Origin of the sequence: Teichococcus aestuarii (genome assembly GCF_042651065.1) — a bacterium.
GTDB classification, from domain to species: Bacteria; Pseudomonadota; Alphaproteobacteria; order Acetobacterales; family Acetobacteraceae; genus Pseudoroseomonas; species Pseudoroseomonas aestuarii.
In genome coordinates, this window is record NZ_JBHSCH010000047.1 from 25,741 (window position 1) to 52,328 (window position 26,588).

A 26,588-nucleotide genomic window follows, 5' to 3' on the forward strand; every position below is an offset into this window, starting at 1 on the left:
CTCGGGAAGCAACGGGATGGCACGGCGGATCAGCATGGCAGGACGGACTGAGCTTCTGGCGGCGGTGAGCACGCGGTACGGAGGTGCGACGCGGTTGGAGCGTTCGCGCATCCTGGACGAGTTTGCGGCGGTGACAGGCTACCATCGCAAGCATGCGATCCGGTTGCTATCGGGTTGGGGCACCCGGGAAATGGACGCGTTGCATGGCGATAACCGAGATCAGGCGCGATCCCAACGCTGCCGCTATGGTCCCGAAATCCGCGATGCGCTGATCCAACTCTGGGAAGTCGCTGACCGGGTTTGTTCGAAGCGTCTGCAGCCGATGATCGCTGTGCTGCTGCCAGCGCTGGAACGGCATGGCCAGGTGATGCTGGACGAGACCAGCCGGGCAAAACTGCTGGAGGTGAGTGCCGCAACGATCGACCGACTGCTTGCCGGGGTGCGCCTGGTGGCGGGCAGTGGGCGTCGTCGGCCGGCAGGGTTCGGCTCAGCAGTGCGACGCAGCGTGCCGATCCGGACGTTCAATGACTGGAGCAACCCCATCCCGGGCTGGGTCGAAGTGGATTTCGTGGCGCACGGCGGCACAACGGTCTCTGGGGGGTTCGTGCAGACGATGGTGCTGACGGACGTGGCGACCGGGTGGACGGAGTGCATCCCGATCGTGATACGCGAGGCCGAGATGGTGGTGCATGCACTTGGCCGGGCGCGGGAGCTGTTTCCATTTCCGCTGCGGGGGGTGGATTTCGACAACGACAGCCTGTTCATGAACGACCTGGTCGTAGGCTGGTGCCGGGCGGAGGGGCTGGAAGTGACGCGCTCACGCGCGTATCGCAAAAATGATCAGGCATGGGTGGAGCAGAAGAACGGTGCGATCGTCCGTCGCCTAGTCGGGTATGGCCGGTTCGAGGGCGTGCTGGCTGGAGAAAGCCTGGGGCGACTGTACGCGTCGGCGCGTTTACACGGCAACCTGTTCCAGCCCTCGTTCAAGCTAAGGGAAAAGCGCCGGGAAGGCGCCCGGGTGATCAAGCACTACCACGCCCCGGAGCCGCCGGTGATGCGGACGCTGGCACATGCCTCAGTGTCGGAGGCCGACAAGGTGCAGCTGCGTGGTATGCTGGCTGACGCTGACCCGGTGCTGCTGCTAGCTGGGATCCGTGCCGCACAGGTGGAGTTGGGCAAACGTGTGGACGCGCGCGGCATAAAGGCTGGCCGGGCGGAGACACCGGCGCCACTGGATTTGGCACTGTTCACGGCAAGCCTGAAGGTGGCGTGGGAAGCCGGGGAACAACGGCCTACGCATCGGCGCCGCTACGTGCGGATCAAGCCGATCGTGCGGCCATCGATGCTGGATGCGGTGCGCGACCACCTGCTGATATGGCTGGAAGCGAAGCCTGCGTTGACGGCTGTGGCTGCGCTGGACCAGCTGCGAGCATTGTATCCAGACCGGTTCACGGCGGATCACCTGCGCACGGTGCAGCGGTTCATGAAAGTGCAGCGCCTGACGATGGCACGGGAGATCCTATTGGGTCTGCTGCCACATGGGACAACCTAGGTGCCCGGCATCATGGCGGCTGATGCTGCTGCGTGGGCTGGCGGCGACACAAAAAGCTCCGGTAACATCCCGTCGTGAGGCAACACGATGGATGGGTTTCAGATGTCGCTTGATATCATTGCCCTGAACCACCGCAACACCGGACGGCGCTGGCCGAAGACGCCCTATAGGCGAGCGCTCCGGCAACGCTTTCCTCGGGTGCTTTATCATCAGCGCGGGCACATCGAGAGTGGCTTTAGCCAGCACAAGCGTTGCCTCGGCTCAGCGCTGACCGCGCGAGGACATCAGGCTCAGCGGCGTGAACTCATCCTGCGTGTCCTTACCCACAACCTCATGCTCCTCGCCGCAACCGCATGAGCCTTTCAACAAAGCAAGATCATTATAGAACGCAACTGTGCTAACGGGGGAGTTGCTCAGCCGCCGAGCGCGCCAGCTGGAACCTGAGAGCCGCCGTCGGGGCGGATCTGCAGCTGGGACAAGTGATGGCTCCAAGGATGACCGTCGTAGCTCAGCTGATTGGCGTCGCTGCTCGGCGCGTTGTTCATGAGCGCGATGCTCTCCTCGAGCGGCGGCAAGGTTCGCTTGCTGATCTCGATGGGCACGTTCAGAGGATTGCCCTCGGCGGAGCGGCTGTTTCCCGGAGCACCAGCTCCAACCTCTCCCCGGCTCGCCGCAATGCTAAAGCGAGTAGGGTTCTCCGACGTCCCCGCACCTTCGTGCGCGAACGCGGGACCCGCCAGGAGAAGAACACCCAGACCAAGAGAAAAAATCTTAGAAAACGGCATGGGAACTCCCAAATCTGATGGATGATGCACGGTCGGCCTAACTAACCTCGTGCTCCTGCGTTTTCAGATTTAGACAACGAACATTGCGGCTCTTTCGCTGGCTTGCGACAAATTATGTCGTAAGCCGTTTGGCGGAAGATGCGAAAGGTGCTCGATCCATGCGGAGCGGACGAAAGCGCCGGTGCACGGACCGTAATCCGTGCCAAATGCCGCAGTTTGACCGTAGCCTTGAAACTGATCCGTCGGCAGGGAGAGCTTTCCGGCTTCATCAGCAGCCCTTACGGGCTGCTTTGGCAGCAAATTCCTGGGGCGTCAGGTGCCCCAGGGCACTGTGAGGATGGCACGCATTGTAGTCCCGTCTCCAGGCCTCGATCTTGCTCCTGGCATCCTCCAGCGACAAGAACCAATGCGTGTCCAGGCATTCGTCGCGGAGGCGGCCGTTGAAGCTTTCCACAAAGCCGTTGTCGATTGGCTTGCCCAGTCGGGAGAAGTCCAGCATCACGCCGCGCTTATAGGCCCAGCGGTCCAGCGCCTTCGACACGAACTCCGGGCCGTAGCACATCGGGAAGGTTGAACCGGATTGGGCATGATCCGGTTCAAAGACGGCCACGGCCGGTCAGCAAGCCTCCACAGTGATGGTGTCCAGCCACACGGAAAGGAGCCGACCGGCCATGACCACGTTCCAGCCTACACCCCCTGCCGCTGTCCTTGTCGCCATCGATATCGCCAAGCTCAGGAACGAGGTGCTGATCGAGGTGCCTGAGGCCCGGCGGCGCCGGAGGATGACGGTGACCAACACCCGTGCCGAGCACGACCGGCTGGTGGCCGAGCTCCATGCGCTGGAGCGTCCGATCATGGTGGGGCTGGAGCCAACCGGCCACTACCACCGCCCGCTCGCCTGGCGGCTGGTGCAGGCCGGCTTCGACGTCCGGCTGATCTCCTCCGTGGCCCTGGCCCGCACGAGGGAGGCCCTGCACAACGGCTGGGACAAGAACGATCCCAAGGACGCCCGGGTCATCCTGCACATGCTGCGGATCGGCGCGGCCAAGCCCTACCATGACCCGCTGGAGCACGGGATCAACGACATCCAGGAGCTGTCCCTGACCCATGAGGTGGTGTCCAAGGCCAAGACCGAGACGCTGCACCGCATCCAAACCCACTACCTGCCTTTGTACTTCCCCGAGGTTGACCGCTTCCGGAACAACACCCGCAGCGACTGGTTCTTCGCCCTCCTCGAGCGCTTCCCCGTGCCAAGCAGCATCACCGCCCTCAGCCAAGCAGCATCACCGCCCTCAGCAAGGAAGCCTTCGTCGCGGCGGCCTGGGATCTCGCCGGCCGCAAGGTCGCCAAGCGCGCCTGCTCGGCGACATCTACGACACCGCCCGGCCTTCCATCGCCTTGCCGATCCCGCCCGAGGCGCCTGCGGTCACCATGTTCCGGCTCGTCATCGCCGAGGCACGGCACCTGATCGCGCAGCGCGACATCATTGAGCGGCTCGCGGGCGAGCTGCTGGGCGAGCACGCCGACTTCCGCCGCCTGCAGCAGGTCCCGGGCATCGGGCCAATCAACGCGCTTGCCATCCTGGCCGAGGCAGGTGACCTGCGCCGCTTTGGTCATCACCGCCAGTTCCTGAAGTTCTGCGGCCTCGACCTCGCCACCCACCAGTCTGGCCAGTTCCGCGGCAAGACCAGGCTGTCCAAGCGCGGCAATGCCCGCCTGCGCCGGACGCTCTGGATGGCCGCCCAGGTGGCCATCCGTCAGCGGGAGAACAGCTTCCGCGCCAAGTTCGAGCGCTACGTCGCCAAGGACCGGGAGGATCCGGACCTCCGGCGCAAGGCGTTCACTGCCATCACCGCCAAAATGGCCCGCGTGGTTCACGCGATGGTTCCGTTGCAAGTTTGCCGAGCCTCCCCGAGCAGGTACAAACCTTGGCATGGCGAGACGGCGGCGAATGGCCTCGGTGAGGCCGGACCAGTCCTTCAAGGGGCGGCAGTTCACCGCCGAGGTGATCCTCTGGGCGGTTCGCTGGTACCTGATGTTCCCGGTGAGCTATCGCGATCTCGAGCTGATGCTGGCTGACCGTGGTGTGGATGTCGCGCACACCACCCTCTTCCGCTGGACCCAGACCTACGCACCGGAGATCGAGAAGCGGATCCGGCCGAACCTGCGGCCGAGCAATGGGTCTTGGCGGGTGGATGAGACGTATGTGAAGGTGAAAGGCCGCTGGATGTACCTGTACCGGGCTGTCGACAGCCTCGGCCAGACTATCGATTTCCTGCTCTCGGCCAGGCGGCACGCGGAGGCCGCGAAGCGTTTCTTCCGCAGGGCGCTGGCCCAGCCGCATACCGTGAACCCGCGTACGATCACAGTGGACAAGAACCCGGCCTATCCGCGTGCCGTGGCAGACATGAAGCGAGCCGGCGAGCTCTGGCGCTTTTCGCGGCTACGGCAGCGCAAGTACCTCAACAACATCGTCGAACAAGACCATCGACGCGTGAAGCGTCTGATCAGGTCTGGGCTCGGCTTCGGCAGTTTCCAAACCGCACGACGAACACTGGCGGGTTACGAGGCGATGGCGATGATCAGGAAGGGGCAACTTCGGGATATCGGCGGACAGGACATGCGGGCTCAGGCCACCTTCATCGCCGAGCTGTTCCAGGGTGCTGCCTGATCTACCTGCTCTCCAAGCCATCTGCGACGTGCCACAAAATTTGCAACACAACCTGTCCAAGGAACCTGCCCTCCGCGCCGTCTCTCGTCCCGCTCCGGACTTCACCGATCGCGCCTACTGGGCCGGGACCATCAAAATGGCGCTCAGCCGCTTCTTCGTCCTGCAGGTGCTGCACGATGGCCCGGCGCACGGCTACGACATCGCGCGCGCCGTCGAGCGGACCACCAACGGCTGCTGCTCGCCCTCCGAGGGCGCCCTCTACCCGACGCTGCGCGAGTTCGAGCAGGGCGGCTACGTGACCTCGGAGTCCGAGGTCGTCTCCGGCCGCGAGCGGAAGGTCTACACCCTGACCGACAAGGGGCGGGACGCCTTCAAGGTCGGCCTGGAAGCCTGGATGGACGCCACGGCCACCCTGATAGAGACCGGCCGCGCCGCGGCGGCCCGCAGCAAGGCCAAGGGCAACTGCCGATGCTGACTTTCGGCTTGACCAAATACATCGTCCACCGAGGCATATGGAAGGGGAACTCCAGATGAGCGCCTGCTGCTCCGCCAAGCCCGGCCCTCAGAACAGGGCCTCTGAGGGCCGACCCGCTCCTAATTCCCTGCCCGTCGCCATCATCGGTGGCGGGCCGGTCGGCCTCGCCGCTGCGGCACACCTGCTGGAGCACGGTCTGCAGCCGGTGGTGTTCGAGGCCGGGCTGTCGGTCGGCACGGCGCCGTTGGACTGGGGCCACGTCCACGCCTTCTCGCCCTGGCGGTACAATGTGGACCGCGCCTGCCGCGCACTCCTGGAGCGGCACGGATGGAAGGCTCCGGATGCCGAAGCCTTCCCGACCGGCCGCGCGCTCGTCGAAGACTACCTGGCGCCTCTGGCCGCTCTGCCGGAAATCGCCGCCACCCTGCGCCTGAACACCCGGGTGACCGGCGTCGCGCGGTCGCGCGCTGGCAAGGTGCGTGACGTCGGTCTCGAGCAGCAGCCCTTCGAGGTCAGGTTCCAGGCCGATGGCCAGGAGGGCCGGATGCTGGCGCGGGCGGTGATCGTCGCCACTGGCACCTGGGGGCATCCGAACCCCGCGGGCGCCTCCGGCCTCCCCGCCATCGGCGAGCGGCAGGAGGTCGACCGCATCCGCTACGGCATGCCGGACGTGCTGGGCGCCGAGCGCGGCCGCTACGCCGGACGACGAATCCTTGTCGTCGGCTCCGGCCATTCGGCCGTAGGCACCCTGATCGACCTCGCCGTCCTGGCCGGGCAGGCGCCGGGCACCACCGTCCTGTGGGCGGTCCGCAGCGCGGACCTGACGCGGGCCTACGGTGGCGGTGCGGCCGACCAGCTGCCGAAGCGCGGCGACCTGGGCCAGCGGCTGCGGCGCCTCGTGGAGATTGGTGCCGTGAAGCTCCTCGCGCCCTTCTCGGTGGACGAAGTCCGCCGGGGCGCCGATGGTTCCCTGCAGGTCATGAGCCTGGAGGGCTGGACGGCGGACGCCGACGAGATGGTGGTGGCCACCGGCCTGCGTCCCGACCTCGGCATCCTCGGCGAGGTCCGGCTCGACCTCGACCCCGCCCTCGAATGCCCCCGCCTGCTGGCGCCGCTGATCGACCCCAACCTGCACTCCTGCGGCACCGTCCGGCCGCATGGCGCCTTCGAACTCCAGCAGCCGGACAACGGGTTTTTTCTTGCCGGGATGACCAGCTACGGCCGGGCACCGACCTTCCTGCTGGCGACCGGCTACGAACAGGTGCGCTCCATCGCCGCCTTCCTCGCGGGCGATCTGGACGCGGCACGCCGTGTCGAGCTGGACCTGCCGCAGACCGGTGTCTGCAGCTCCAGCCGCGAGGTTCCCGGCGACCTGGAGGCCGAGGCGGCCTGCTGCACGCCCGCGACACCTCAGGGCGCCTGCTGCGCGCCGAAGCCCGAACTGGCTGAGGACGCGCCGCGCTGCGGGTGGGTGGTCCAGAGGGATGCCGTCCCGGCAGAGCCTGGCGAATGAGCCAGGTCGCCCTTCCGGCTCAGGCTGCCCTGGCGGATCCGGCCAGCAGCCGTTCCAGGCTGATCGTCGTGTCCGCCATCGGCATAGCCCAGATCCTCGCCTGGGGTTCCTCCTACTACCTGCTGGCCGTTCTCGCCGGGCCGATCGCCTCGGACACGGGCTGGCCACTGACCTCGATCATGGGTGCCCTGTCCATCGGCATGCTGGTCTCCGGCTTGCCGTCCCCGCGCATCGGGCACCTGATTGACCGGCGCGCTGGCCGCCCGCTGCTGGCGGCCAGCGCCGTCCTCTTCTCCGCTGGCCTGCTGCTGCTCGGGCTGGCGCCCAGCCTGCCGGTCTTCGTGCTGGCCTGGATCGTCCTCGGGGTGGCCATGGGCGCCGGGCTGTACGATCCGACCTTCTCGACACTGGGGCGGCTCTACGGCGAGCAGGCGCGCTCGGCCATCACCCACGTCACCCTGTTCGGCGGCTTCGCCAGCACGGTCTGCTGGCCGCTCAGCGCCTTCCTGGTTGACAACCTGGGCTGGCGCGGCACCTGCCTGACCTATGCCGCCATCCACCTTGCGGTGGTGCTGCCCCTTTACCTGTTCGGGGTGCCGCGTGAAGCCGCCAAGCCCACCGCAGCACCCACGGCCGCCAAGGTTGCTTCGGCGCCAAGCCATGTGCAGGCGGGCCAGCGCTATGCCTTCATCATGCTGGCGGCGGGCTTTACCCTGGCGGCGGTCATCATGACCGTCATCTCCGTCCATCTGCTAACCCTGCTCCAGTCGCAAGGGCTGGCCCTGGCGGCGGCCGTCGCCCTGGGCACGCTAATCGGCCCGGCGCAGGTTGGTGCCCGCGTGCTGGAGATGCTCTTCGGCAAGAAGGCGCACCCGATCTGGAGCCTGCTGGCCTCGGCGGTGCTGGTGGCGGTTGGCCTGGGCATGCTGGTGGGTGCGCCCGGCGTCGTGGCCGCAGGCATCGTCATGTACGGCATGGGCAGTGGCGTCCGCTCCATCGCCCGCGACACGGTGCCCTTGGCCCTGTTCGGCAAGGAGGGCTACGCCGTGCTGATGGGCCGCATCGCCATGCCGACCCTCATCGCGCAGGCAGCCTCGCCCTTTCTCGGCGCCTGGCTGCTGGACAGCTTCGGCACGCAGGCGACGCTGGCTATCCTGTGCGGGGCAGCGATGCTGAACATCCTGATGGTGCTGGCACTCGTGCCCAATGCGCTCCGGCGTTCCTGACAGTCATCCTCCATCCAAGAAAACGAGGTTCCCGTGCCTGAACTGATCACAACCGACCTCACCAATCAGCCCGCCGAGGTGACCATCCGGCCTGCCAGAGAGGCCGACATGGACGCTGTTGCCACCATCTATCGGCACCACGTGCTCCATGGCACCGCCACCTTCGAGACAGAGGCACCGACGGCCGAAGATATGCGGCAGCGACGCATCGCCATCACCGAACGCGGGCTGCCCTACCTGGTGGCCGAGGACACCGATTGTCGCGTGCTCGGCTACGCCTACGCGGGCGCCTATCGGCCCAGGCCCGCCTACCGGAATACACTCGAGAACTCGGTCTACATCAGTGAGGAGGCCCGAGGGCGCGGCATCGGCCGCCGCCTGCTCGAGGCCCTCATCCAGGAGTGCGCCGCACTCGGCTACCGGCAGATGGTGGCCGTCATCGGCGACAGCGCGAACGAGGCGTCCATCCGCCTGCACAAGGCGTTCGGATTTCAGCCGATCGGCACCTTGCGCTCGGTTGGCCGCAAGCACGGGCGATGGCTGGATACTGTGCTGATGCAGTTGGCTTTGGGGGACGGTGACGAGACGGCACCCGAGGTGGAGTAAGGGCCTTCCCCCTGACATCCTTCGCCAGCAAACTGGCGAAGGCGGTACTCGGCATGGTGGGAACCAGCCTCCGCATCAGCAAATGCAGATCAGCTTGGCGACGCTGCCGATTTGGCCGCTATGCCCGACGCAATGGCCGCCACGACCACTCACAGCAATCGACTGCTAGCCCATGGCCCTCCTTGCGCTGCGCCTAGGTAGTGGCCGCTGTTCCCGACAAGGTCTCAATCAGTGGGCATGTGGCCTGCTCCCCGGATTGACATTGCTGCACGGCACCATCCAGTACACGCTCCATCGCCTGGAGGTCGGCAATTCGGGAGCGGACATCCGCGAGGTGTGCTGCGGCGATGCCATGGACCTCGATGCAGGCGCCTGCACCAAGTTCGAGGAGCGCGCCCACCTCGTTCAGGGTGAAGCCAAGCTCCCGCGCGCGCCGCACGAACCTCAGCCGCCTGATGTCCTCCTCACCGAAGAGGCGGTAGCGCCCCCGGCGGGCCGGTATTGGAAGCAAGCCAATCCGCTCGTAATAGCGGATCGTCTCGATGTTGCAGCCCGTCCGCCGCGAGAGTTCACCGATGGCAACGCCGCTCTGCCCCATCCCATGCGCCTCCTCAGAAAGGACTTGAGTCTGTAGTCGCTACAGACGGTAGGTAGGCTGCATAGCTGAGACAAGGAGGCCGACCGTGTCCGACACCCAAGTGAATGCTACCCCGGCACATGGGGCGGTCCAGGAAGCCGGTGCGATGGTGCTGACGACGACGGGCATCGCCGCAGCCTTCGGTGCGGCCTCCTGCTGTGCGCTGCCGATGCTTCTTGGCTCCCTCGGGCTGGGAAGCGCTTGGCTCTTCGGGCTGGCGGTCCTTCTGGGGCCGTACCGCACGATCCTGCTCGCCGCCGCAGCCGCGTGCCTGGCTGGCGGAGCGGTCCTGCTCTGGCGCCAGCGGGCAGCGGTTGCCTGCGAGCCGGGCTCCGCCTGCTCCCCCAACCCAGCCCTCCGGCTTGTCGTTCCGGCAGGTTTGGCGGTCGGGATCATCCTGTTGGTGCTCGGTTATGCGTACGTGTGAGGACCCGATGATCCTGGAGTCGACAATCACCTGCCCGCACTGCGGCACGGCGAGAACCGAGACAATGCCGACCGATGCCGTGTGTTCTGCTCCTACGGCACGGTGCCGTGCCCGCCTGTCCAGGTGGACGGGAAGGGTTGTTGCCACGCGGAAGATCCGCCGCCAGCGGCTGGCTGACCCTTTCCCCGCGTGGTCGGCAACGGCGGGATGACCGTCACTCCGCAGCAAGGCCGGGGTTGGCGGGCACCAGCCTCGGCACCCAGCGGATGTAGACCAGCATGGCGACGAGTTCGACGAGCGTCTGCGTCACCACCGCGGCAGGCAGCAGCGCACCGGCTTCCGGGATAGCGAAGGCCAGCGGCAGGACGACCAGGGAGTTCCGGGTGCCGCCGCTGAAGGTGACCGCCCTCGCCGCGCCCGCCTCCAGGCCTGCATACCTGGAGATGACGCTACCTACGACCGGCATCAGCGCGGCGAAAGCGACGTAGACCGGCACCAGCATGGCGACGGAGCCTGCCTGGGCCGCCACGTTCGGGGCAACGGCCGCGATGACCACCAACAGCACCACGGCCATCAGGGGAACGGGCAGCCATCCCATGGCGTCCGCGACCGCCTTCCCGGCGCCGAAGCGCGCCGCCCACGCCTGAGTGGCCGCGGCGAGAGCCAGGGGCACGGCGATCAGCCAGACGAAGGCTTCGATGAAGGGACCGGGCTGCATCATCGCCATGGCCCGCTCGCCGATGAATAGGCCGAGGTAGACGGGGAGCAGCAGCATCTGCGCCACCAGCAGCACCGGCGTCGCCGCCAGGATGAGGCGGGCGTCCCCGCGGCCGAGGTGGGTGAACACGACCACGTAGTCGATGCAGGGCGCCAGCAGCACCATCAGGACACCCAGGCGCAGCACCCATTGCTCGCCGGGCAGCATGGAAGCCAGGGCGAACGCCACCAGGGGCGCGGCAACGAAGTTCACCGCCAGCAGCGTCAGCAGGAAGCGCCCGTTGGCCAGGCTCCTTCGCAGGTCCGCCAGCGGCACCTGGAGGAAGGTCACGTACAGCAGGGCCGCGAGGGCGGGGTTGATGACCGCCCCCCACGCCGCGCCGGGCGCGGCGACGGCCGCGATCGCGCCCGCCACGACGGCGGCGAAGTAGATGGCGACTTGGTTCTCTTCCAGGCCGGTGCGGGTGATGGCCAAGTTGTCGGCTCCTCCGTGGTGAGCGGGCAACCGATGTCACGCCGCGGGTGTGGTGACGTGGTTAGGCTCGCCAGCCGCAGCAGGCAGCCCGCTTTGCAAGGACCGGAACGGAAAGGTCTTCCAGGAAGGTGCACCGGCTGGCCGGGCCCCGGCGCAAGCCGCCGTGCCATACCCCAGGAAGCCGCGCCCTCGCTGTGGCGCCTGCCCACCTGCTGCTCCTGCCAAGGGCAGCAACGATGGGCAGCGCCGTTATCATCATGCCTGTTGCATGCACCACCAAGCAGGCAAGCTGATAAGTTGATGGCGGCTATCGGTCGGACTGCTGTTCTCCCTGGCCTGCCTTATCAAGGTCGCTACGAGCATCACGGATGATTGCCCAGGCGGATTGCAGGAACAGCCCGGCGATGACGAACGCCACGGCGAGGTCTGGCCACGCAGTTTCGGTCCACCAGACCAGGCCCGCCGCGACCACCACGGCCAGGTTGCCGATGGCATCGTTGCGACTGAACAGCCAGACGGCCCGGACGTTGGCGTCGCCCTCGCGGTGCGGCATGAGGACCGCTGCGGAGGCCACGTTCACCACCAGCGCGACGGCGCCGAAGAGGCCCATGAGCTCGGCCTCGGGCTGGTTCAGCACCAGCACCCGATAGCCGGTGGTGGCGAGCACGCCCACGCCAAGCACGGCAAGAAACAGGCCCTGAATGAGGGCGGAGCGGGCACGCCAGGCGAGGCTCCAGCCGATCGCCAGCAGGCCAAGGAAGCTGATTAGGCCATCGCCGAGGAAGTCGAGGGCGTCCGCCTTGAGCGCCTGGCTGCCGGAGATGAAGCCGCCGACCATCTCCACCAGGCCATAACCGACATTGAGGCCGACCACGATCCAGAGCGCCCGGCGGTAGGCGGGCGTGATGTGGGCGAGGTCCTTGGGCAGGTCGTCGTCGTCGCTCATCCGATGCTCCCGAGCCAAGACCGTACCGATACGTTCAGGGGGTGCCGGATCTGAAATAGCGGACCGGCGCGGCGCCCATGGCCATCAAGATGTCGCGTGCTACGAGGTGACGGGCGCCTTTCGTACATTGGAAAGACCTCAGCACCGCCACCCAGATGCACGGCCCAAGATGACCGTGAGCTCAATGCTGGGATCGCTGGCCGCTTCGGAGAGGCCGTCCAAAACCGGCCGATCATTCTGCGTCCATCGCCCTGGCAGCGCTCGTTCGAAAGCGGTCAATCGGCAGCTTCAGGTATGAGGTGCCATTCGCTTCCGGCTTCGGCAGACGTCCGCCGCGGAGGTTCACTTGCAATGCAAAGAGCATCATCGCTGGCAGAGGAAGCGTTCGATCACGTTCCTCCCGCAGCCGAACGAACCCGTCCTCTCCGCCGCTGTCCCGTAGGTGAATGTTGGTTGCCCGCTGCTCCGCTACGGTGGACTCCCAACGCGGTTCGCGCCCGCCCGGACGGTAATCGTGGCCGGTGAAGAGGCGTGTCGTCGGTGGCAACGCGAGGATGCTCTGGATGCTGCGGTACAAGGCCCGCGCGTTACCACCAGGGAAGTCGGCTCGTGCCGTGCCCGCATCCGGCATGAAGAGGGTGTCATGCACGAACGCGGCGTCGCCAACGACGTAGGTGACCGAGGCCGCGGTGTGGCCTGGGGAAAAAATCACCCTCACTTCCAAGGCGCCAAGATTGAAGCAGTGACCATCTGCAAACATGTGGTCCCAATAGTCGCGGCCACCGACCTCGAGATCGGGGATGTTATAGATGTCCGACCAGATCGCCTGAACTGCGAGGGTCTGTTCGCCAATGCCTGTTGGCACGCCAAGGCGCTCGCCCAGGTAGGCGACGGCAGAAAGGTGGTCAGCATGCGGGTGGGTGTCGAGCACCCATTCCGGGATCAGTCCGCGCTCCCGGATATGGGTGGCAATCTCGTCGGCTGGCTGGGTCGCAAGGCTGCATGAATTGCGGTCGAAGCTTAACAAGGGATCGATAACCGCGCATTTCTTTGTTTGCGGATCCGCCACGACGTAGGAGACGCTTCCGGTCTGATCATCGTAAAAGCCCCGTACGATCGGCTGAGACGGCATTCTGTTCTCCCTGTTTTTGCGCGGTGTCGCGGAAGCCGCGATGGTGGCCACCTTGGGACACCGAGCACGATGTCTTTCGGCAAGGGCGCACCCGGCGAGGGCCGAGGAGCGCTAAACCCAGCCGGGCGGAGTTGCATGCTTCGCGGTGTGGCTGACGGCGTATTAGGCGCGCTTCTTAGAATCCGCGGCGCCGCTCATCCGATGCTCCCGAGCCAGGGGAAGAGTTGGAGCATCAGGATGGCGAAGTCAGTCAGGTGGCCGGTAATCATTGCCACCCCCATCGCCACCATGATGCCACCCGCCACGATCTGAAGAACGCGCCCGACGCGTCGCAGGCTGCGGAACGGGCCGCGTAGAAAGGCGTCGGCGAAGGCGGCCACCAGCAGGAAGGGCACGCCCAGCCCGGCCGCGTAGGCGGCCAGGAGCACGATGCCGAGGTGGCTGATCTCGCTGGTGGCGGTCAGCGCCAGGATGGCGCCGAGCACCGGCCCGATGCAGGGCGTCCAGCCGAAGGCGAAGGCCAGCCCGAGCACGTAGGCGGAGAGCGGCGTGCCGCCGCTGAGGGTCGGCATGAAGCGGAGGTCGCGTTGCAGCGGCATCAGCCGCAGGACGCCCGCGGTCATGAGGCCGAACAGAATGACCACCACGCCGCCCACGATCCCGGCCTCGTAACGGTAGCGCAGCAGGGCCTGGCTGAGCGCCGAGGCGCCCGCGCCCATCGCCACGAAGACGGTCGCGAAGCCCAGGACGAAGCAGAGGCCGAGGCCGACCGTGGCGAGGCGACCGGGCGTCGCGCGCTCGGCGGCAACCGAGCGACCGGCAACATAGGAGACGTAGCCGGGCACCAGCGGCAGCACGCAGGGCGAGAGGAACGAGACCATCCCGGCTAGGAAGGCCGTCAGGAGGCCGGACATCTGGAGGAGCGGGTTCACGGCGGTCCCGCCCTCAGGGCCGCGCCGCGGAGGTCGGCGCGCCCGCTGGTTCCCGCCGCCCGCCGACGAGGAGCAGGAGCGCGACGCCGACGAAGATCGCGGTATCGGCGAGGTTGAAGGCGGGCCAGTGGTAGCCAGCCACGTGGAAGTCCAGGAAGTCCGTCACGGCGCCGTGCCGCAGCCGGTCGACGACGTTGCCCAAGGCGCCACCGACGATGAACCCGACCGAAGCCGCCATTTCCGGGCGCCGGTCGCGTGTCGTCCAGACGACGAGGCCCGCGACGACGGCGAGCGCGAGGGAGGACAGGAGCCAGGGCGTCGCGGGGTGATCAGCCGACAGCAGGCCGAAGCTGACGCCCCGGTTCCATCCCAGCACCAGGTTGAAGAACGGAGTGACGGGGATGACGCGGGGTGGATCCATGAGATGGGTCAGCACCCACCACTTCGTCGCCTGGTCCAGTGCGAAGGCCAGCGCGGCCGTCGCCGCGCCCCAGGTCCAGGCAAGACGCGCCCTGGGCAGGCCCTTAGCCATGCGCCACGTCCTTGAAGCGGTATCCGAGCAGGCGCAGGGCGTTGAGGGTTACCAGCACCGTGGCGCCGGTGTCGGCCAGCACGGCGGGCCAGAGGCCGGTGATGCCGACCACCGTCGTCACCAGGAAGACCGCCTTGAGGCCGAGGGCGATGGCCACGTTCTGGTGGATGTTGGCCAGCGTCGCGCGCGACAGCCCGACCAGGGCGGCCACGTCCACGACGCGGCTGTTCAACAGCGCGGCGTCCGCCGTTTCCAGGGCCACATCGGTCCCGCCACCCATGGCGATGCCGACCGAGGCGGCGGCGAGCGCGGGCGCGTCGTTGATGCCGTCGCCGACCATGGCCACGGGCGCCTTTGCCTTGAGGGCGCCGATCTCGCGCAGCTTGTCCTCCGGCAGCAGCCCCGCCTTCACCTTGAGGCCGAGCGCTCCGGCGATGGCCTGACCCGTGCGGACGTTGTCGCCGGTCAGCATGACGGCCTCGACGCCGAGGGCGTCGAGCGCCCGGATGCCCGCGGCCGCGTCCGGCCGGGGCTCGTCGCGCACCGCGACCAGGCCAGTGGGCGCGCCGTCCACAGAGACGACGACCACGGCCTTTCCTTGATTCTCCCACTCGGCGACCGTCCGCGTTGCGTCAGCCGTGAGCGGCGCCTGAGCGGCAGCGTGGGTGGGTGAGCCGACCGTCACGCGCTTGCCGGTCACGACGGCTTCGACGGCCTTGCCGGGGATGGCGCGGGACTCCTTGGCCGGGCGGAGCGGGATGCCGTCCGCGTCCGCCCGCTCCAGGATGGCGCGGCCGAGCGGATGGCTGGAGCCGTTCTCCACCGCGGCGGCGAGGCCGAGCATGGTGCGTTCCGAGCCAGACAGGGCGAGGAGGTCGGTCACGCGCGGGCGTCCCTCGGTCAGGGTGCCGGTCTTGTCGAAGGCGACGGCGCGGATCCGGCCGATGGTCTCCAGGGCGCCGCCGCCTTTCACCAGCAGGCCCCGCCGGGTGCCGACGGCGAGGCCGGAGGCGATGGCCGCGGGCGTCGAGAGGACGAGGGCGCAGGGGCAGGCGACCAGCAGCAGCGCCAGGCCGCGGTAGATCCAGGTGTCCCAGTCCGCGCCGACGATAAGCGGCGGCGCGACGACAACCAGGGCCGCCACGGCAACTGCGATCGGCGTGTAGATGGCCGAGAACCGCTCGATGAAGCGGGCGGTGGGCGCCTTGGCGTCCTGCGCCTCCTCCACCAGGCGGATGATGCGGGCGATTGTGTTGTCGGAGGCAGGCTTCGTCACCCGGACCTGGAGCGCACCGGAGGCATTGATGCTGCCCGCGAAGACAGGGGCGCCCTCCGCCTTGGGAACGGGGATAGACTCACCGGTCACCGGGCTCTCGTCGACCTCGGATTCGCCCTCGGCCACATCGCCGTCGGCGGAGACGCGGTCACCCGGGCGGACCAGGACGAGGTCGCCGACCTTGAGGCTGGCGGCGGGCACCTCCCGTGCCGTGCCGTCTTCGATGCGCAGCGCGGTCCTCGGCACCAGGGCGCCGAGCGCCTCGATCCCCGCGCGGGCGCGCCCGGCCGCGATGCCCTCCAGGAGTTCGCCGACAGTGAACAGGAACACCACCACGGCCGCCTCGGAGGTTGCTCCGATGGCGATGGCGCCGACAGTGGCGATCGACATCAGCATCTCGATGCTGAAGGGCGAACCGGCGCGCGCCGCGGCGATGGCCTTCCTGCCGAAAAAGACGAGCCCGATCAGGGCGGCGGGTACGTAGGCCCAGTGGTCCAGCGACGGGACGGCGAGCGAAGCGGCGAACCCGGCCACCATGAGGGCGCCGATCGCCGCGGCAAGCCGCGCCTTCTTCCCCTTCCACCAGGGCTGGCGTGGGCGAACGAGCGGTACGTCGGCGGCGACCGCGCCAGGCTCGCCCGCGACCACCCGCGGCGCCTCGACCGGGGCGACGCCGTAGCCGAGCTTGCGGATCCCCTCCTCGACGGACGAACGCGGGGTCGCCGCCTCGTCCAGCCGGAAGGCCAGGACCTGGCTGTGGTAGTTGACCCGGATGTCCTCGGCCCCGCCGAAGCGGCCAACGGCAGTTTCGATCTTCGAGGCGCAGGACGGGCAGTCCATGCCCTCCACGTGGTATCGCAGGGCCGCCCTGGACTTGGGGGCTAGTTGAGCCGTTCCGCCGTCAGCCATGGCTGTCATCCTGTTCCTGTTGGTTACGCCAGGGCCGCGACACCGTAGCCCAGACCGCGGATCTTCTCCTCGACGGCCGAGCGTGGCGTGGTCGCCTCATTCAGGCGGAACTCCAGGGTCTGCGTCTTGTAGTTGACCTGGATGTCCTCGGCGCCGCCGATCTGCTCGACCGCACCCTCGATCTTCAGGGCGCAGCCGGAGCAATCCATGCCCTCCACCCGGTAACGCAGGTCGACCGATGTTCCTGCTGCCGTGTCACCATTCGCCATCGCTTGCCTCCTTCGCAGGTGGGTCCCCGCTGGTTGCGGGGAACTGATGACGTCTTATATAGACCCTGTAGTCGCTACAGGGTCAAGGTGATGTCTTTGGAGAACTTGCTGAACATCGGCGCTCTCGCCAGGGCGACCGGGACGAAGGTGGAAACCATTCGCTGGTATGAGCGTGTGGGGCTGCTCCCGGCCCCGGCCCGCAGCGCCGGGAACTACCGGACCTACGGCGAGGCCCACCTTGGCCGCCTGAGCTTCATCCGGCGTGCGCGGGACCTCGGCTTCTCGCTGGATCAGATCCGCACACTGCTCGACTTGGCCGAGGACCGCGAGCGCTCCTGCGACGCGGTGGACGTCATCGCCAGCGAGCACCTGGAGGATGTGGACCGGAAGATTGCCGACCTCCAGGCACTGCGCCGCGAACTGGATTCCCTCATCGGACAGTGCCGCCACGGCAAGGTGGCGGAGTGCCGCATCATCGAAGCCCTCGGTCCCAGCACTGGCGCCTGACCGTTCACACGGCTCTTCCCAGCCGTGTCCACTCCGGGCCGTTTCAGCGGTTGCCCGCCGGAACGGCCATGATCTTAGGCGCGGATCAGGCTCACCGTGTCACCGTTCGGGTCCTCGGGCGCCGGGGCCGGAGGCTGGCCCTGGGCAGGACGCGGCGCCGAGCGGGCTTTGTTGCTGACATAGGCGAGCCCCGTGCGCCGATCCACGGCCACGGTGTTCGGGTGCGTGCCGGTCTGCAGGCTCGCCAGCACGGTCAGCGCGCGCGTGTCCACCAGGCTGACCGTGCCAGCCCCACGGTTGGTGACATAGGCCAGCGCACCGTCGGTCGAGAAGGTGACGGCCAGCGCGCCCGCACCTGTCTCCAGCACCTTGACCGGCTGGCCGGACGCGGCATCCAGCACGGCCAGTTGGCCGCTCTTCTGGTTGGTGCAGAACAGGCGCCCGCTGGCGGCGTGGAAGGCCAAGTTGATTGGCCCGTCCCCGCCGGAGGCGAAGCGGCGCACCCCGGCGCGGCGGGCAAGGCTCACTTCCACCACCTCGTTCGTCTGCAAGGCGGCCACGAAGATCCGGTCTCCCGCAGGGTCATGGGTAAGGCCCGAGATACCCCCTTCCAGCCCTTCCGTGATGACGCTGGCGAGGGTGTTGGCAGCCGTGTCCACCACCCACACGGCGCTCGGCTTCTCCCGGAAGCCGAAGTTGGAGACGAAGGCGCGGTTGCGCGCCTCGTCCACGACGACCTGCCGCGGATGGTTGTTCTCGCCCTCGCCGATCTCCGTCTTGACCTTGCCGGTGCGGAGGTCAATGGCGAGCACCCTGCCTTTGCGCGTGCCGGTGCCGAACAGCATGCCGGTGCTGTCGTTCACGCCGAGGCCGAAAGCTGTGTTCGCGCCGAGCTCGATGGTGGAGCGGACCTCCAGGGTACGCGGATCCAGGCCAAGGATCTTGGCGTCGTCGGCGCCGCGCGGGCCGGTACTCGCCACATGCACAAGGCCTGTGGTGGTGCTGACAACCAGTTCGTAGAGGCCGGGCGCCAGCTTCACGCTCTTCTCCACCGCGGCGGCACGCGCCGGTGCAGTCCGCAGGGCAAAGCCAGCCGCGCCGAGCAGCGCGAGCGCGTGGCGGCGGCGAAGCGTGGGCATGGCGGGATAGGTGACGGACTTCGTGTTTGTCATGGCGGGCCTTTCCCGGTGGACGGGTAGCTGAGATTAACTCTCGTTAACAATAACGCGCCGCACCAACAATCCTGTCAGCTACCTGAGCCCGGCCTTCTCGTGGGCTTGGTGTCAGTGGAAACGTCTTTATCCGTTCACGAGCAGAGGTTGTCCTCTCTTGCCTACTGTCCGCACGAGAGCTCCAGCGCCTATCCGACGGCGCCCGAGAGCTTAGCCAAGTCCGCCTTGGCCTGCTTCTCCGCCCGCTCCTTGCGCTCGCTGTAGCGGTCGGTCAGGTGGCTCGAAATGTCACGAGTCAGCAGGGTGAACTTCACCAGTTCCTCCATGACGTCGACGACGCGGTCATAGAGCGGCCCCGGCAGCATGCGTCCCGCCTCGTCGAACTGCTCATGCGCTTTGGGCACGGAGGATTGGTTGGGGATAGTGATCATCCGCATCCAGCGCCCGAGCAGGCGCAGGGTGTTGACGCTGTTGAAGCTCTGGCTGCCGCCGGAGACCTGCATCACCGCCAGCATGCGCCCCTGGGTCGGACGGACGCCGCGGCTCTCCAGCGGCAGCCAGTCGATCTGGTTCTTCAGGATGCCGGTGACGGCGCCGTGCCGCTCCGGGCTGCACCAAACCTGGCCCTCGGACCACAGGGACAACTCTCGGAGTTCCGCCACCTTGGGGTGGTCGGCGGGTACGCTGTCGACCACCGGCAGGTCGCGGGGGTCGAAGACCCGCGTCTCGGCGCCGAGGCGGCGGAGGATGCGCACGGCCTCCAGCGTCAGGAACCGGCTGTAGGACCGCTCCCGCAGCGAGCCGTAGAGCAGCAGGATGCGCGGTGGGTGCGTGCTGGCGCCGGGAATGCCGAGCCGGGTGAGATTCGGCATCTGCAGATGGTCGTCGGCAACGTTGGGCAGCGTGAGGTCGAGGTCGGATGGCATTAGGGTCTCCCCGTCGTCAGGAACGGACGGATGGCGCGCTTGGTCGTGTTGCTCACGGCGTACCCACCACGGGCAGCCAAAGCGCCAGGGCGGCCAGCACGGCCAGAAGCACCGGAGGCGTGATGACGAGGCCGACCTTCATGTATTGCCCCCAGGTGATGGTGGTGCCCTTGCGCGACAGCACATGCAGCCAGAGCAACGTCGCCAGGCTGCCGATGGGGGTGAATTTGGGCCCCAGGTCGCAGCCGATGACGTTGGCGTAGACCATCGCCTCGCGGATGGCGAGCGGGATGCCCTGCGCCTGCTCGATAGCCAGGGCGCCCACCAGCACGCTCGGCATGTTGTTCATCACGGAGGAGATCAGCGCGGCGCCGACGCCCGTGCCGATGGTGGCGGCCCAGAGGCCATGCCCGGCCAGCCATTCCAGTGCGCCAGCCAGATGGTCCGTCAGCCCGGCGTTCCGCAGGCCATAGACCACCAGGTACATGCCGAGCGAAAACACGACGATCTGCCAGGGAGCCTCGCCTAGTACCTTGCGGATGGAGACAAGGGCGCCCTGCCCTCCCCGGTGCCAGCGCCCGGCCAGCACCAGCAGGAGGAGCGCTGCGGCGCCGGTCACGGCCGCCACCGGCACGCCGAGCGGTGCCAGGACGAAATAGGCCAGCAGCAGCACCGCAAGCAGCGGAAAGGCCGCCCGGAAGACGAGGTGGTCGCGGATGGCGGCGCCGGGCCGCTCCAGTCGGTCCAACGCATAGCTCGCGGGCACCTGGCGGCCATAGTAGGCCCAGAGCACGCCGAGTGTTGCCACCAGCGCCACCAGGTTCACCGGCACCATCACCGCCGCATAGCGGTCGAAGCCGATGCCGAAATAGTTGGCCGAGACGATGTTGACGAGGTTGGAGATCACCAGCGGCAGGCTGGTGGTGTCGGCCACGAAGCCGCAGGCGACGATGAAGGCGAGCGTGGCGCCTGCGGAGAAGTTCAGCCGCAGCAGGATGGCCATGACGATGGGCGTCAGCAGCAGGGCGGCGCCGTCATTGGCGAAGAAGGCAGCGATGAGCGCGCCCAGCACCACGACAAGCGGAAACAGCCGCCGCCCGTTTCCGCCGCCCCAGCGCGCCACGTGCAGCGCGGCCCACTGGAAGAACCCGGCCTCGTCCAGCAGAAGCGAGATGATGATCAGCGCCACGAAGGTGAAGGTGGCGTCCCAGACGATGTCCCAGACCACAGGGACATCGGCCCAGCCGATGACGCCCGTCAGGAGCGCCAGCACGGCGCCGCCCATGGCGCTCCAGCCGATGCCGATACCGCGTGGCTGCCAGATGACCAGGACGAGAGTGAGGACGAAGATGGCCAGGGCCAGCATGAAGGGCGTGTTCTCTCGGGCGTCAGGGCGCGCCGGACCATCCGCTGTCAGCGATGGTCAGCGGCTTGGCTCGTCGGTCCCCGGAATGGGAGGGCGCGGGCGCCCGACTCAGATCAGGCGGTGGCCCGGTTCACCGACGACCTTCTCGCCGTCCTCCTTGGTGAAGGCGCCCTGCTGCGGGTTCGGCAGGATGTCGAGCACCGCCTCGGACGGCCTGCACAGCTTCGCGCCGAGCGGTGTCACCACGATGGGACGGTTGATGAGGATGGGGTGCGCCACCATGGCGTCGAGCAACTGGTCATCGGTCAGGGACGGATCACCGAGGCCAAGTTCCTCGTAGGGGGTGCCTTTCTGGCGCAGCACATCGCGCACCGGAATACCCATGCGCCGGATGAGATCGCCCAGCACCTCCCGTGACGGCGGAGTCTTCAGGTACTCGATGACCTCCGGCTCCTCGCCGCTGTTGCGGATGAGCGCCAGGGTGTTGCGGGACGTCCCGCAACCCGGGTTGTGGTAGATGGTGACGTTGCTCATGAGGCGGCCTTCTCGGGTGGGCAGCAGGGAAGCAGGCCAGCGACCAGGGGCTGGCAAAGATCGGCGCGACCGCCGCAGCAATCCCTGGCCAGGAACAGCATCATCTCCCGCAGACATTCCAGGTCTACCCGGTAGACGATGGAGCGGCTGAGGCGCTCGGACCGCAGCAACCCAGCACGTGTCAGCACCGCCAAATGCGTGGACATGGTGTTCTGGGGAACGTCGAGTTGCCGGGCGACCTCACCGGCAGGCAGGCCCTCGGGTTCATGCCGCACCAGCAGCCGGAAAGTCTCCAGCCGGGTGGACTGTGACAGGGCGCCCAGGCAGGCAAGGGCGTCTTCTGATTCCATATATCGGGTATTATCGATATAACAGCTGGCAGTCAAGTCGATGCGGCGTGACAAAAGGCAGCGGGCTCCGGAGGCCATGGTGTGGCGTCACCGGTGAAGCAGATGCCTTGCCGCAGTTCAGTGACCGTAGGTCAGTCGTCTGACGTCCGCTTCTGCGCACTACCGCCACAGAAGCGGACAGGCGGCTTCCGGCCAATCCCTGCCGGCGAGGAGTGCACGCGACGGCGTTGCGGTGTTGCTGCTAGGTAGGCCGGGTTACGCGGCCAGGCGCCCTTCCGATGAGGGCTAGGCAGGCCCCTGCCCTGTGTTTGCGACGCCCCGACCGATCCGATAATACCGCCTTACCAGAAGCCATCGAGGCTATGCCGCAATCCTCCCTCACCGGGTTGCATGAGACGATGCCCACCTACGAGGCGAAGGACAGTTGGTAGTGTGCTCTTGCACGGGTGGATGCCGAATGCCCCGTTTCTGGCGCGCGCATGGGGCGGCGACGTAGAATCAGCACTGCCGGACGGACGCGTTCCGCCCCTACCCTGCTGGGGAGGCCTTATACCTTCCTCGTCTCTGAACGCGATGCCGCTTGCCGTGGTCGCTGTCATCCTGCTCTTGCTGGTGCGGCGCATCGCCGAGGCTTCCGACGGCAGGCTGTAGCGCCGTGGCGAGGCCGGGTTCGCCAGCTACGCCGGGAGCGATGGCCGCGATAGAGGGGGGAGTAGGAGCCGGCAGTCAGACGGCCTACTCTGGCCGACCGTAGCTCATCTCCTTGCCACGCGTGATCGTTCTGTCCGAGCCGTGGATGCCTGCCGCTGCTGCCCCATACCGGCGCTAGAACAGGAACGCCTCACCGCCAAGATGCAGCAAGGCGTCTTGTACAAGAAGCGAAGAGGCAGAATTTCCTTAGCGCCTGATACGCCGACGGTCCTTTACCAGATCGATGTCATCGAGCCGGAAGCCCGCCGCGCCGAGCGCTTTCAGGATCAGGTAGGTCTTGGTCACTCCTTCCTCTGCTGCCCGCACCGCTAGTTCCTTGTCCAGATAGTCCGGGCAGTCGAAACGCACACTGGTAAGCGGCGCCATCTGCGGAGGCGGAGGCGCGCTGGGCCGGAATGCCGGGCGGACAGCTTCCGCGGTGATCTGGGTATTGGAGCCATAGCGCTCGCCGATAGAACGGGAGTTCGCCTCGATGGCCTCGTCGGGCAATTCCGGGCGTGGCTTCAGGTTCAATTCAACCTTCTTCCCAGCTTGCCTGATTTCATCGGTGATTGGGGGAAACTTGGTCATGCGGCCTCGGCCAACTGGGAGATACGCTGGAGCAACTCGGCGGTGACGGCCGCCACGTTGGCCGACGCAGCGCTGGCGGGATCGATCTGCCGGGGCACCTTCCCGGTGATATGGATCTCGCGGAACACGGCGCGCTCCATCATGGAGGCCTTCAGGATGGGCAGCGTCTCGTCGGCCTCGACCGACTGACGGACATGACGGGCGCCGCGGCTCTCGAAGCCCGGCAAAATGCGCGTCCAGATGATGGCGCGTGCGATAGGGGTGCGCGACAACTCCTGCGCATCGTCGATCTGCGCGATGGTCTTCATGGCCGCCTTTACGTCCGGCAAGGCGGCCTGCGTCGGCACCAGCACGAAGTGGCTGCGGTGCATGGCTTTGAGCGCCAGGGTCGAGGAGCCGCCCGGCAGATCGACGATGACGACCTCGCTTCCCGCCTCCGCCTTCCGCAATTCGGCCAGGATATTGTCCTCGCGCACCTCGCCCACGACGGTAAGACCGGGGATGTTGGCCTTGCGTCCGAACGCTACGGCCTGCTGGTTGGCGTCAGTATCAAGAACGGTGACACGGTAGCCGTCGAGGGCCAGTTCAGACGCGATCAGGATGGCCGTGGTGGTCTTCCCAGGGCCTCCCTTGTCGCTCGCGACGGAGATCGTTGCCATGAATGCCTTCCTGCATGAAAGCGGTGCGATAGAATGGCACCAAAGCGATCAGGCAGCAATGCTTGAAAGCGGCGAGGCATGATGTACAAGATGCTTTGCCATGTTGCATCTCACGCATTAACATCGAACGCGTACAGCACCTTAACCATCTTTATGCTTTGAAGCAGTGTTGCTTGAAAGCGGCTTGATCAGAAAGACGTTGGCGATTTTGAGCACTATAAAGCGAAGAGGAAAAATGCCTTCAGGCTAGAAAGCATCTTGTACAGAAGGCGCCGAATCTGAGCTTGAGCTTGCGGCGTTACTCTGCTCTGGAGAAGGCTCGGCCGGCACAGTGCGGTACCGGATGCCAAGACGATCTGGCTTTAGTCCGAGAGCACTCAGCACCAGGCCATCCAGATCGTGGTGCCGGTCTCGGCTATAAAAGCCATATCGGTATCGACCGGTGGCATGGGTTGATCCGCCACTGGACGGTAACGGACGCGGCCTCGCCGAGCGCATTCAGTTCCGCCATCCTCCGCCCCGCGACCTCTCGGACCAGCAGGTGAAAGCTAATGCCGCTGCGCCCGGATCCGCTCCGGTATCAAGCATGCCTTTGCCGCGCAGAAGCACCGCATGGCGTTGTTCGTGCGCACCATCGGTCTGGCTCAGCACCCGAGTTGCGCCCGCATAACCCCGCTGCTCCGGGAAGAGCAGCACCGATCGCCGCAAGCGATCATCCAGCCTCATCAGCAGGGCCGCATCACGACCTGAGGCGACGATTCTGGTCGTGAAAACTGCGTAGCAACCAGTAGTTCGAGGTATCCAATCGGTGGCGGAGAAGACTCTGGATGCCTGCCTCAAAGCTCTCGGATTCTGATCTGCAAGGGTTTTGGGGGATCTATCGAGGGCTGCTGAGGGCTTATCGAGGATTCCAAAGAACTCAGGTGGGGGATCTATCGAGAATTCTTGCTTCAGCCGATTTGGATTAGCTTGGGCGAGACCGGCGGCCTGGACGGTTTCAGGAGGACGCCTTCATCCTGAACTTCAACCTGGGCGTCCGGATAAACAGCTAGCGCTAGGCGCAGGAGGTCCGGGAACCGGGCCTTGAAGTGATACAGTTCTTTGTACGAGGTCCCGAACTGCGCCTTTAGGGCGCGCCAAGTGACCAGCCGAGGCACTTGCAGGCTGTGGAGCCGATAAGACAACCATACTAAAACATCGAGGGCGGCCGAATTGTTCGCCAGCGGCCGGATGGCGCTCTCTTCCAGTGGGACTGGGTGCTTCTGAAGCTGCGCGAAGAAGCTCTCCGACAGCTTGGCTGTCTCGAGCGACAGCCGCCCCTGCCGGTCATCGCTCATCTCCTCGATAAAGTCCGCCGCGTCTACTATGCTTTGGTTCACCAAGCCGCTGCGGCCCATCCCTTGAACATGGAAGGTCAGGCGGCACCGGGCGATCATCTCGGCCTGCTCGCGGACAGCCTTGCCGCTGCTGCCTCCCCAAGGGACGCCGATGCGGTGCATCCAGGCGCGCCAGGAGCCACCGAGCTCCACCTCGCGGCTGCCCGTCCGGAGCGCCTGGGTCTGGAGGTAGAGCATGATGAGGCGGGCATAGGCGCCGAAAGGCACTCCGACCGGCTCCATTGGCCCGTCGCCCTTCTTGCCAGATGCTCTGTGACCGGGCTCAACGACGAGCCGGACGTGGTCGGACTCCACGACCCAAAGCTGGCCAGGTGGTGTTCGTCGGTGAGGAAGGGCACACTGGGCCCAGCCGCTGTACGCGAAGGCCAGGGGGCTATCCTCAGCTGCCATGTACGCGGCAGCGGCTTCGATGACCTCGCGGGACATGGCGCCCTCTTCCAGAGCCGCCTGTTTGCCCTTCGTCGTCAGAAGCCGGTGAACCTCGCCCATTGCTAACTACCGCACCCGTTCAGCAGCCACACAATCATCACGGTCGGCATTGTGTATCAGATCCGCCCATCTGTCGCCGGGGGTTCTATCGAGCCAACTACTAGAGGTTATTAGTAGATTCTAACTATTAGTATGCTCGAGAGACCCCCCGGGATAACCCTGCCAATCCCCTGATTTCTCGTCAGGGCTCCTCGATAAATCCCCCACTCTACTCGATAGATCCCCCGCCCTGCGTGTGAACAAAAGGCAGACAGCTCGATAGATCCCCCATCCTAGCCAATTGCGACTCGGGCAGGGTGGACGCTCGATAAAACCCCCGGTTTGTCATCGGTTCAGCAGCGTCACCGGCCCCATATGGACCTCTGCCGGTCGCATGGCTGCAGCGGCGTCTGGATGACTGGCAGCTTGGCGCCTGGAGCTCCTCACCCAGGATGTCAGGCGACCGACGCACCAGCGCCTAAAGCAATTGCCGGACGTTCTGGAAATCGCTGCGCCACAGCAGTCCCACACCCTCGCAGGCCAGATGGACGACATCGTCGGTACGCACCGTGTTATCGACGGCTTGGACGCGGCGGGAAGGGAGGGTTCCGACCCAGACAGCCAAGCCGCGTCCCGGGCGGCAGTGCCTTCACGCCGAAGACGTGCGCGTAGTGTTCCCGAAGAACGTAGAACGCGGCGATAAGCCCGAGACCGATGACGGCGATGCCGGTCCGGCTGCGCCACCAAGAAGATTCCGCATGGTCATGCATGCTGGATCTCCTCCCCACATGTAGGATCATAGACTGCCGCCCCGCTTCCCGGCCTGATGTGGCTCAAGGTTTCAGACG

At 66.5% G+C, this 26,588-nt stretch carries 28 protein-coding genes and 2 pseudogenes; 11 read left to right on the top strand and 19 right to left on the bottom strand.

The genetic code is table 11. From position 1 onward, the window contains the following. Nucleotides 1–16: 16 nt before the first annotated feature. Both ACFOY6_RS16550 and ACFOY6_RS16555 read left to right on the top strand, forming a co-directional pair. Nucleotides 17–1,552, top strand: a complete 1,536-nt coding sequence (locus ACFOY6_RS16550) for an integrase catalytic domain-containing protein (protein ID WP_379651691.1) — start codon at nucleotides 17–19, stop codon at nucleotides 1,550–1,552. 102 nt (nucleotides 1,553–1,654) lie between these two features. Next, complete coding sequence (locus tag ACFOY6_RS16555) at nucleotides 1,655–1,909, top strand: transposase (RefSeq protein WP_146201983.1); 255 nt, start codon at nucleotides 1,655–1,657, stop codon at nucleotides 1,907–1,909. 56 nt (nucleotides 1,910–1,965) lie between these two features. Here the strand turns inward: ACFOY6_RS16555 and ACFOY6_RS16560 are convergent, their stop codons facing one another. Continuing rightward, nucleotides 1,966–2,154 carry a hypothetical protein gene (locus tag ACFOY6_RS16560; protein WP_109518955.1) on the bottom strand — a complete coding sequence of 63 codons (189 nt, stop codon included), beginning with the start codon at nucleotides 2,152–2,154 and terminating at the stop codon, nucleotides 1,966–1,968. Nucleotides 2,155–2,605: 451 nt separating this feature from the next. Further along, nucleotides 2,606–2,890 (bottom strand): annotated as a pseudogene (locus ACFOY6_RS16565) (integrase core domain-containing protein); the annotation flags it as partial. Nucleotides 2,891–3,008: 118 nt separating this feature from the next. Here ACFOY6_RS16565 and ACFOY6_RS16570 point away from each other — a divergent pair. The 6 genes and pseudogenes from ACFOY6_RS16570 to ACFOY6_RS16595 form a co-directional block, all read left to right on the top strand. Further along, nucleotides 3,009–4,224, top strand: a pseudogene (locus ACFOY6_RS16570) (IS110 family RNA-guided transposase); the annotation flags it as partial. Nucleotides 4,225–4,297: 73 nt separating this feature from the next. Further along, a complete protein-coding gene (locus tag ACFOY6_RS16575) occupies nucleotides 4,298–5,008 on the top strand; it encodes an IS6 family transposase (RefSeq protein WP_379640003.1) in 711 nt (236 codons plus the stop codon). A gap of 136 nt (nucleotides 5,009–5,144) precedes the next feature. Further along, a complete protein-coding gene (locus ACFOY6_RS16580; protein ID WP_379640005.1) occupies nucleotides 5,145–5,483 on the top strand; it encodes a PadR family transcriptional regulator in 339 nt (112 codons plus the stop codon). Between the two features lie 55 nt (nucleotides 5,484–5,538). Beyond that, nucleotides 5,539–6,996 (top strand): NAD(P)-binding domain-containing protein, encoded by a 1,458-nt coding sequence (locus tag ACFOY6_RS16585; RefSeq protein WP_379651692.1) that lies wholly within the window; start codon nucleotides 5,539–5,541, stop codon nucleotides 6,994–6,996. Beyond that, nucleotides 6,993–8,222 (top strand): MFS transporter, encoded by a 1,230-nt coding sequence (locus ACFOY6_RS16590; RefSeq protein WP_379651693.1) that lies wholly within the window; start codon nucleotides 6,993–6,995, stop codon nucleotides 8,220–8,222. Before ACFOY6_RS16585 ends, ACFOY6_RS16590 begins: the two co-directional genes overlap by 4 nt. Before the next feature lie 33 nt (nucleotides 8,223–8,255). Beyond that, on the top strand, nucleotides 8,256–8,828 hold the full coding sequence (locus tag ACFOY6_RS16595; RefSeq protein WP_379640031.1) for a GNAT family N-acetyltransferase: 573 nt from the start codon (nucleotides 8,256–8,258) through the stop codon (nucleotides 8,826–8,828). Between the two features lie 193 nt (nucleotides 8,829–9,021). Here the strand turns inward: ACFOY6_RS16595 and ACFOY6_RS16600 are convergent, their stop codons facing one another. Continuing rightward, nucleotides 9,022–9,426: a MerR family transcriptional regulator gene (locus ACFOY6_RS16600; protein WP_379640035.1), complete on the bottom strand. Its 405-nt coding sequence runs from the start codon at nucleotides 9,424–9,426 to the stop codon at nucleotides 9,022–9,024. Nucleotides 9,427–9,571: 145 nt separating this feature from the next. Between ACFOY6_RS16600 and ACFOY6_RS16605 the strand changes: the two genes are divergently transcribed. Next, on the top strand, nucleotides 9,572–9,892 hold the full coding sequence (locus ACFOY6_RS16605) for a mercuric transporter MerT family protein (RefSeq protein ID WP_007002446.1): 321 nt from the start codon (nucleotides 9,572–9,574) through the stop codon (nucleotides 9,890–9,892). 214 nt (nucleotides 9,893–10,106) lie between these two features. On the opposite strand, the gene ACFOY6_RS16610 is transcribed toward ACFOY6_RS16605, so the two are convergent. The 7 genes from ACFOY6_RS16610 to ACFOY6_RS16640 form a co-directional block, all read right to left on the bottom strand. Next, on the bottom strand, nucleotides 10,107–11,084 hold the full coding sequence (locus tag ACFOY6_RS16610; RefSeq protein WP_007002448.1) for an arsenic resistance protein: 978 nt from the start codon (nucleotides 11,082–11,084) through the stop codon (nucleotides 10,107–10,109). Nucleotides 11,085–11,391: 307 nt separating this feature from the next. Further along, nucleotides 11,392–12,030 carry a cation diffusion facilitator family transporter gene (locus ACFOY6_RS16615; RefSeq protein WP_007002449.1) on the bottom strand — a complete coding sequence of 213 codons (639 nt, stop codon included), beginning with the start codon at nucleotides 12,028–12,030 and terminating at the stop codon, nucleotides 11,392–11,394. A gap of 232 nt (nucleotides 12,031–12,262) precedes the next feature. Beyond that, on the bottom strand, nucleotides 12,263–13,213 hold the full coding sequence (locus ACFOY6_RS16620) for an MBL fold metallo-hydrolase (protein ID WP_456316825.1): 951 nt from the start codon (nucleotides 13,211–13,213) through the stop codon (nucleotides 12,263–12,265). Nucleotides 13,214–13,356: 143 nt separating this feature from the next. Continuing rightward, nucleotides 13,357–14,094, bottom strand: a complete 738-nt coding sequence (locus tag ACFOY6_RS16625; RefSeq protein WP_456316942.1) for a cytochrome c biogenesis CcdA family protein — start codon at nucleotides 14,092–14,094, stop codon at nucleotides 13,357–13,359. Between the two features lie 13 nt (nucleotides 14,095–14,107). Beyond that, nucleotides 14,108–14,626 (bottom strand): signal peptidase II, encoded by a 519-nt coding sequence (lspA, locus tag ACFOY6_RS16630; protein ID WP_379640057.1) that lies wholly within the window; start codon nucleotides 14,624–14,626, stop codon nucleotides 14,108–14,110. Continuing rightward, a complete protein-coding gene (locus tag ACFOY6_RS16635; RefSeq protein ID WP_379651694.1) occupies nucleotides 14,619–16,820 on the bottom strand; it encodes a heavy metal translocating P-type ATPase in 2,202 nt (733 codons plus the stop codon). Before ACFOY6_RS16635 ends, lspA begins: the two co-directional genes overlap by 8 nt. 14 nt (nucleotides 16,821–16,834) lie before the next feature. Next, nucleotides 16,835–17,080, bottom strand: coding sequence for a heavy-metal-associated domain-containing protein (locus ACFOY6_RS16640; protein WP_007002454.1), 246 nt, complete (start codon nucleotides 17,078–17,080; stop codon nucleotides 16,835–16,837). A gap of 105 nt (nucleotides 17,081–17,185) precedes the next feature. On the opposite strand from ACFOY6_RS16640, the gene ACFOY6_RS16645 reads away from it, so the two are divergent. Continuing rightward, nucleotides 17,186–17,587 carry a MerR family transcriptional regulator gene (locus ACFOY6_RS16645; protein WP_198368137.1) on the top strand — a complete coding sequence of 134 codons (402 nt, stop codon included), beginning with the start codon at nucleotides 17,186–17,188 and terminating at the stop codon, nucleotides 17,585–17,587. A 74-nt stretch (nucleotides 17,588–17,661) separates the two neighbouring features. Here ACFOY6_RS16645 and ACFOY6_RS16650 read toward each other — a convergent pair whose 3' ends face one another. The 7 genes from ACFOY6_RS16650 to ACFOY6_RS16680 all read right to left on the bottom strand — a co-directional run bounded on the left by ACFOY6_RS16650 (nucleotide 17,662) and on the right by ACFOY6_RS16680 (nucleotide 23,875). After that, nucleotides 17,662–18,759: a YncE family protein gene (locus ACFOY6_RS16650; protein WP_379640063.1), complete on the bottom strand. Its 1,098-nt coding sequence runs from the start codon at nucleotides 18,757–18,759 to the stop codon at nucleotides 17,662–17,664. A gap of 188 nt (nucleotides 18,760–18,947) precedes the next feature. Continuing rightward, nucleotides 18,948–19,685 carry an arsenical resistance protein ArsH gene (gene arsH / locus ACFOY6_RS16655; RefSeq protein ID WP_099095909.1) on the bottom strand — a complete coding sequence of 246 codons (738 nt, stop codon included), beginning with the start codon at nucleotides 19,683–19,685 and terminating at the stop codon, nucleotides 18,948–18,950. A gap of 52 nt (nucleotides 19,686–19,737) precedes the next feature. Next, a complete protein-coding gene (locus ACFOY6_RS16660) occupies nucleotides 19,738–21,051 on the bottom strand; it encodes an arsenic transporter (RefSeq protein WP_379651695.1) in 1,314 nt (437 codons plus the stop codon). A 108-nt stretch (nucleotides 21,052–21,159) separates the two neighbouring features. Then, the gene (arsC, locus tag ACFOY6_RS16665; protein WP_379640074.1) at nucleotides 21,160–21,585 is read right to left on the bottom strand and encodes an arsenate reductase (glutaredoxin); all 426 of its coding nucleotides are present in this window, start codon (nucleotides 21,583–21,585) and stop codon (nucleotides 21,160–21,162) included. Continuing rightward, on the bottom strand, nucleotides 21,582–21,935 hold the full coding sequence (locus tag ACFOY6_RS16670; RefSeq protein WP_379640079.1) for an ArsR/SmtB family transcription factor: 354 nt from the start codon (nucleotides 21,933–21,935) through the stop codon (nucleotides 21,582–21,584). The genes arsC and ACFOY6_RS16670 overlap by 4 nt, the downstream gene beginning before the upstream one ends. Nucleotides 21,936–22,832: 897 nt before the next feature. Beyond that, a complete protein-coding gene (locus tag ACFOY6_RS16675) occupies nucleotides 22,833–23,216 on the bottom strand; it encodes a hypothetical protein (RefSeq protein ID WP_379640082.1) in 384 nt (127 codons plus the stop codon). Beyond that, entirely contained in the window at nucleotides 23,213–23,875 is a 663-nt protein-coding gene (locus ACFOY6_RS16680) for an AAA family ATPase (protein ID WP_379640086.1), read from the bottom strand. The genes ACFOY6_RS16675 and ACFOY6_RS16680 overlap by 4 nt, the downstream gene beginning before the upstream one ends. Before the next feature lie 612 nt (nucleotides 23,876–24,487). On the opposite strand from ACFOY6_RS16680, the gene ACFOY6_RS16685 reads away from it, so the two are divergent. Further along, complete coding sequence (locus ACFOY6_RS16685; protein WP_379640090.1) at nucleotides 24,488–24,625, top strand: hypothetical protein; 138 nt, start codon at nucleotides 24,488–24,490, stop codon at nucleotides 24,623–24,625. Nucleotides 24,626–24,825: 200 nt separating this feature from the next. Here ACFOY6_RS16685 and ACFOY6_RS16690 read toward each other — a convergent pair whose 3' ends face one another. Together ACFOY6_RS16690 and ACFOY6_RS16695 are read right to left on the bottom strand one after the other, a co-directional pair. Continuing rightward, complete coding sequence (locus ACFOY6_RS16690) at nucleotides 24,826–25,761, bottom strand: replication protein RepA (RefSeq protein ID WP_379651696.1); 936 nt, start codon at nucleotides 25,759–25,761, stop codon at nucleotides 24,826–24,828. Between the two features lie 551 nt (nucleotides 25,762–26,312). After that, entirely contained in the window at nucleotides 26,313–26,540 is a 228-nt protein-coding gene (locus tag ACFOY6_RS16695; protein ID WP_379639662.1) for a DUF2933 domain-containing protein, read from the bottom strand. Between the last annotated feature and the right edge of the window lie 48 nt (nucleotides 26,541–26,588).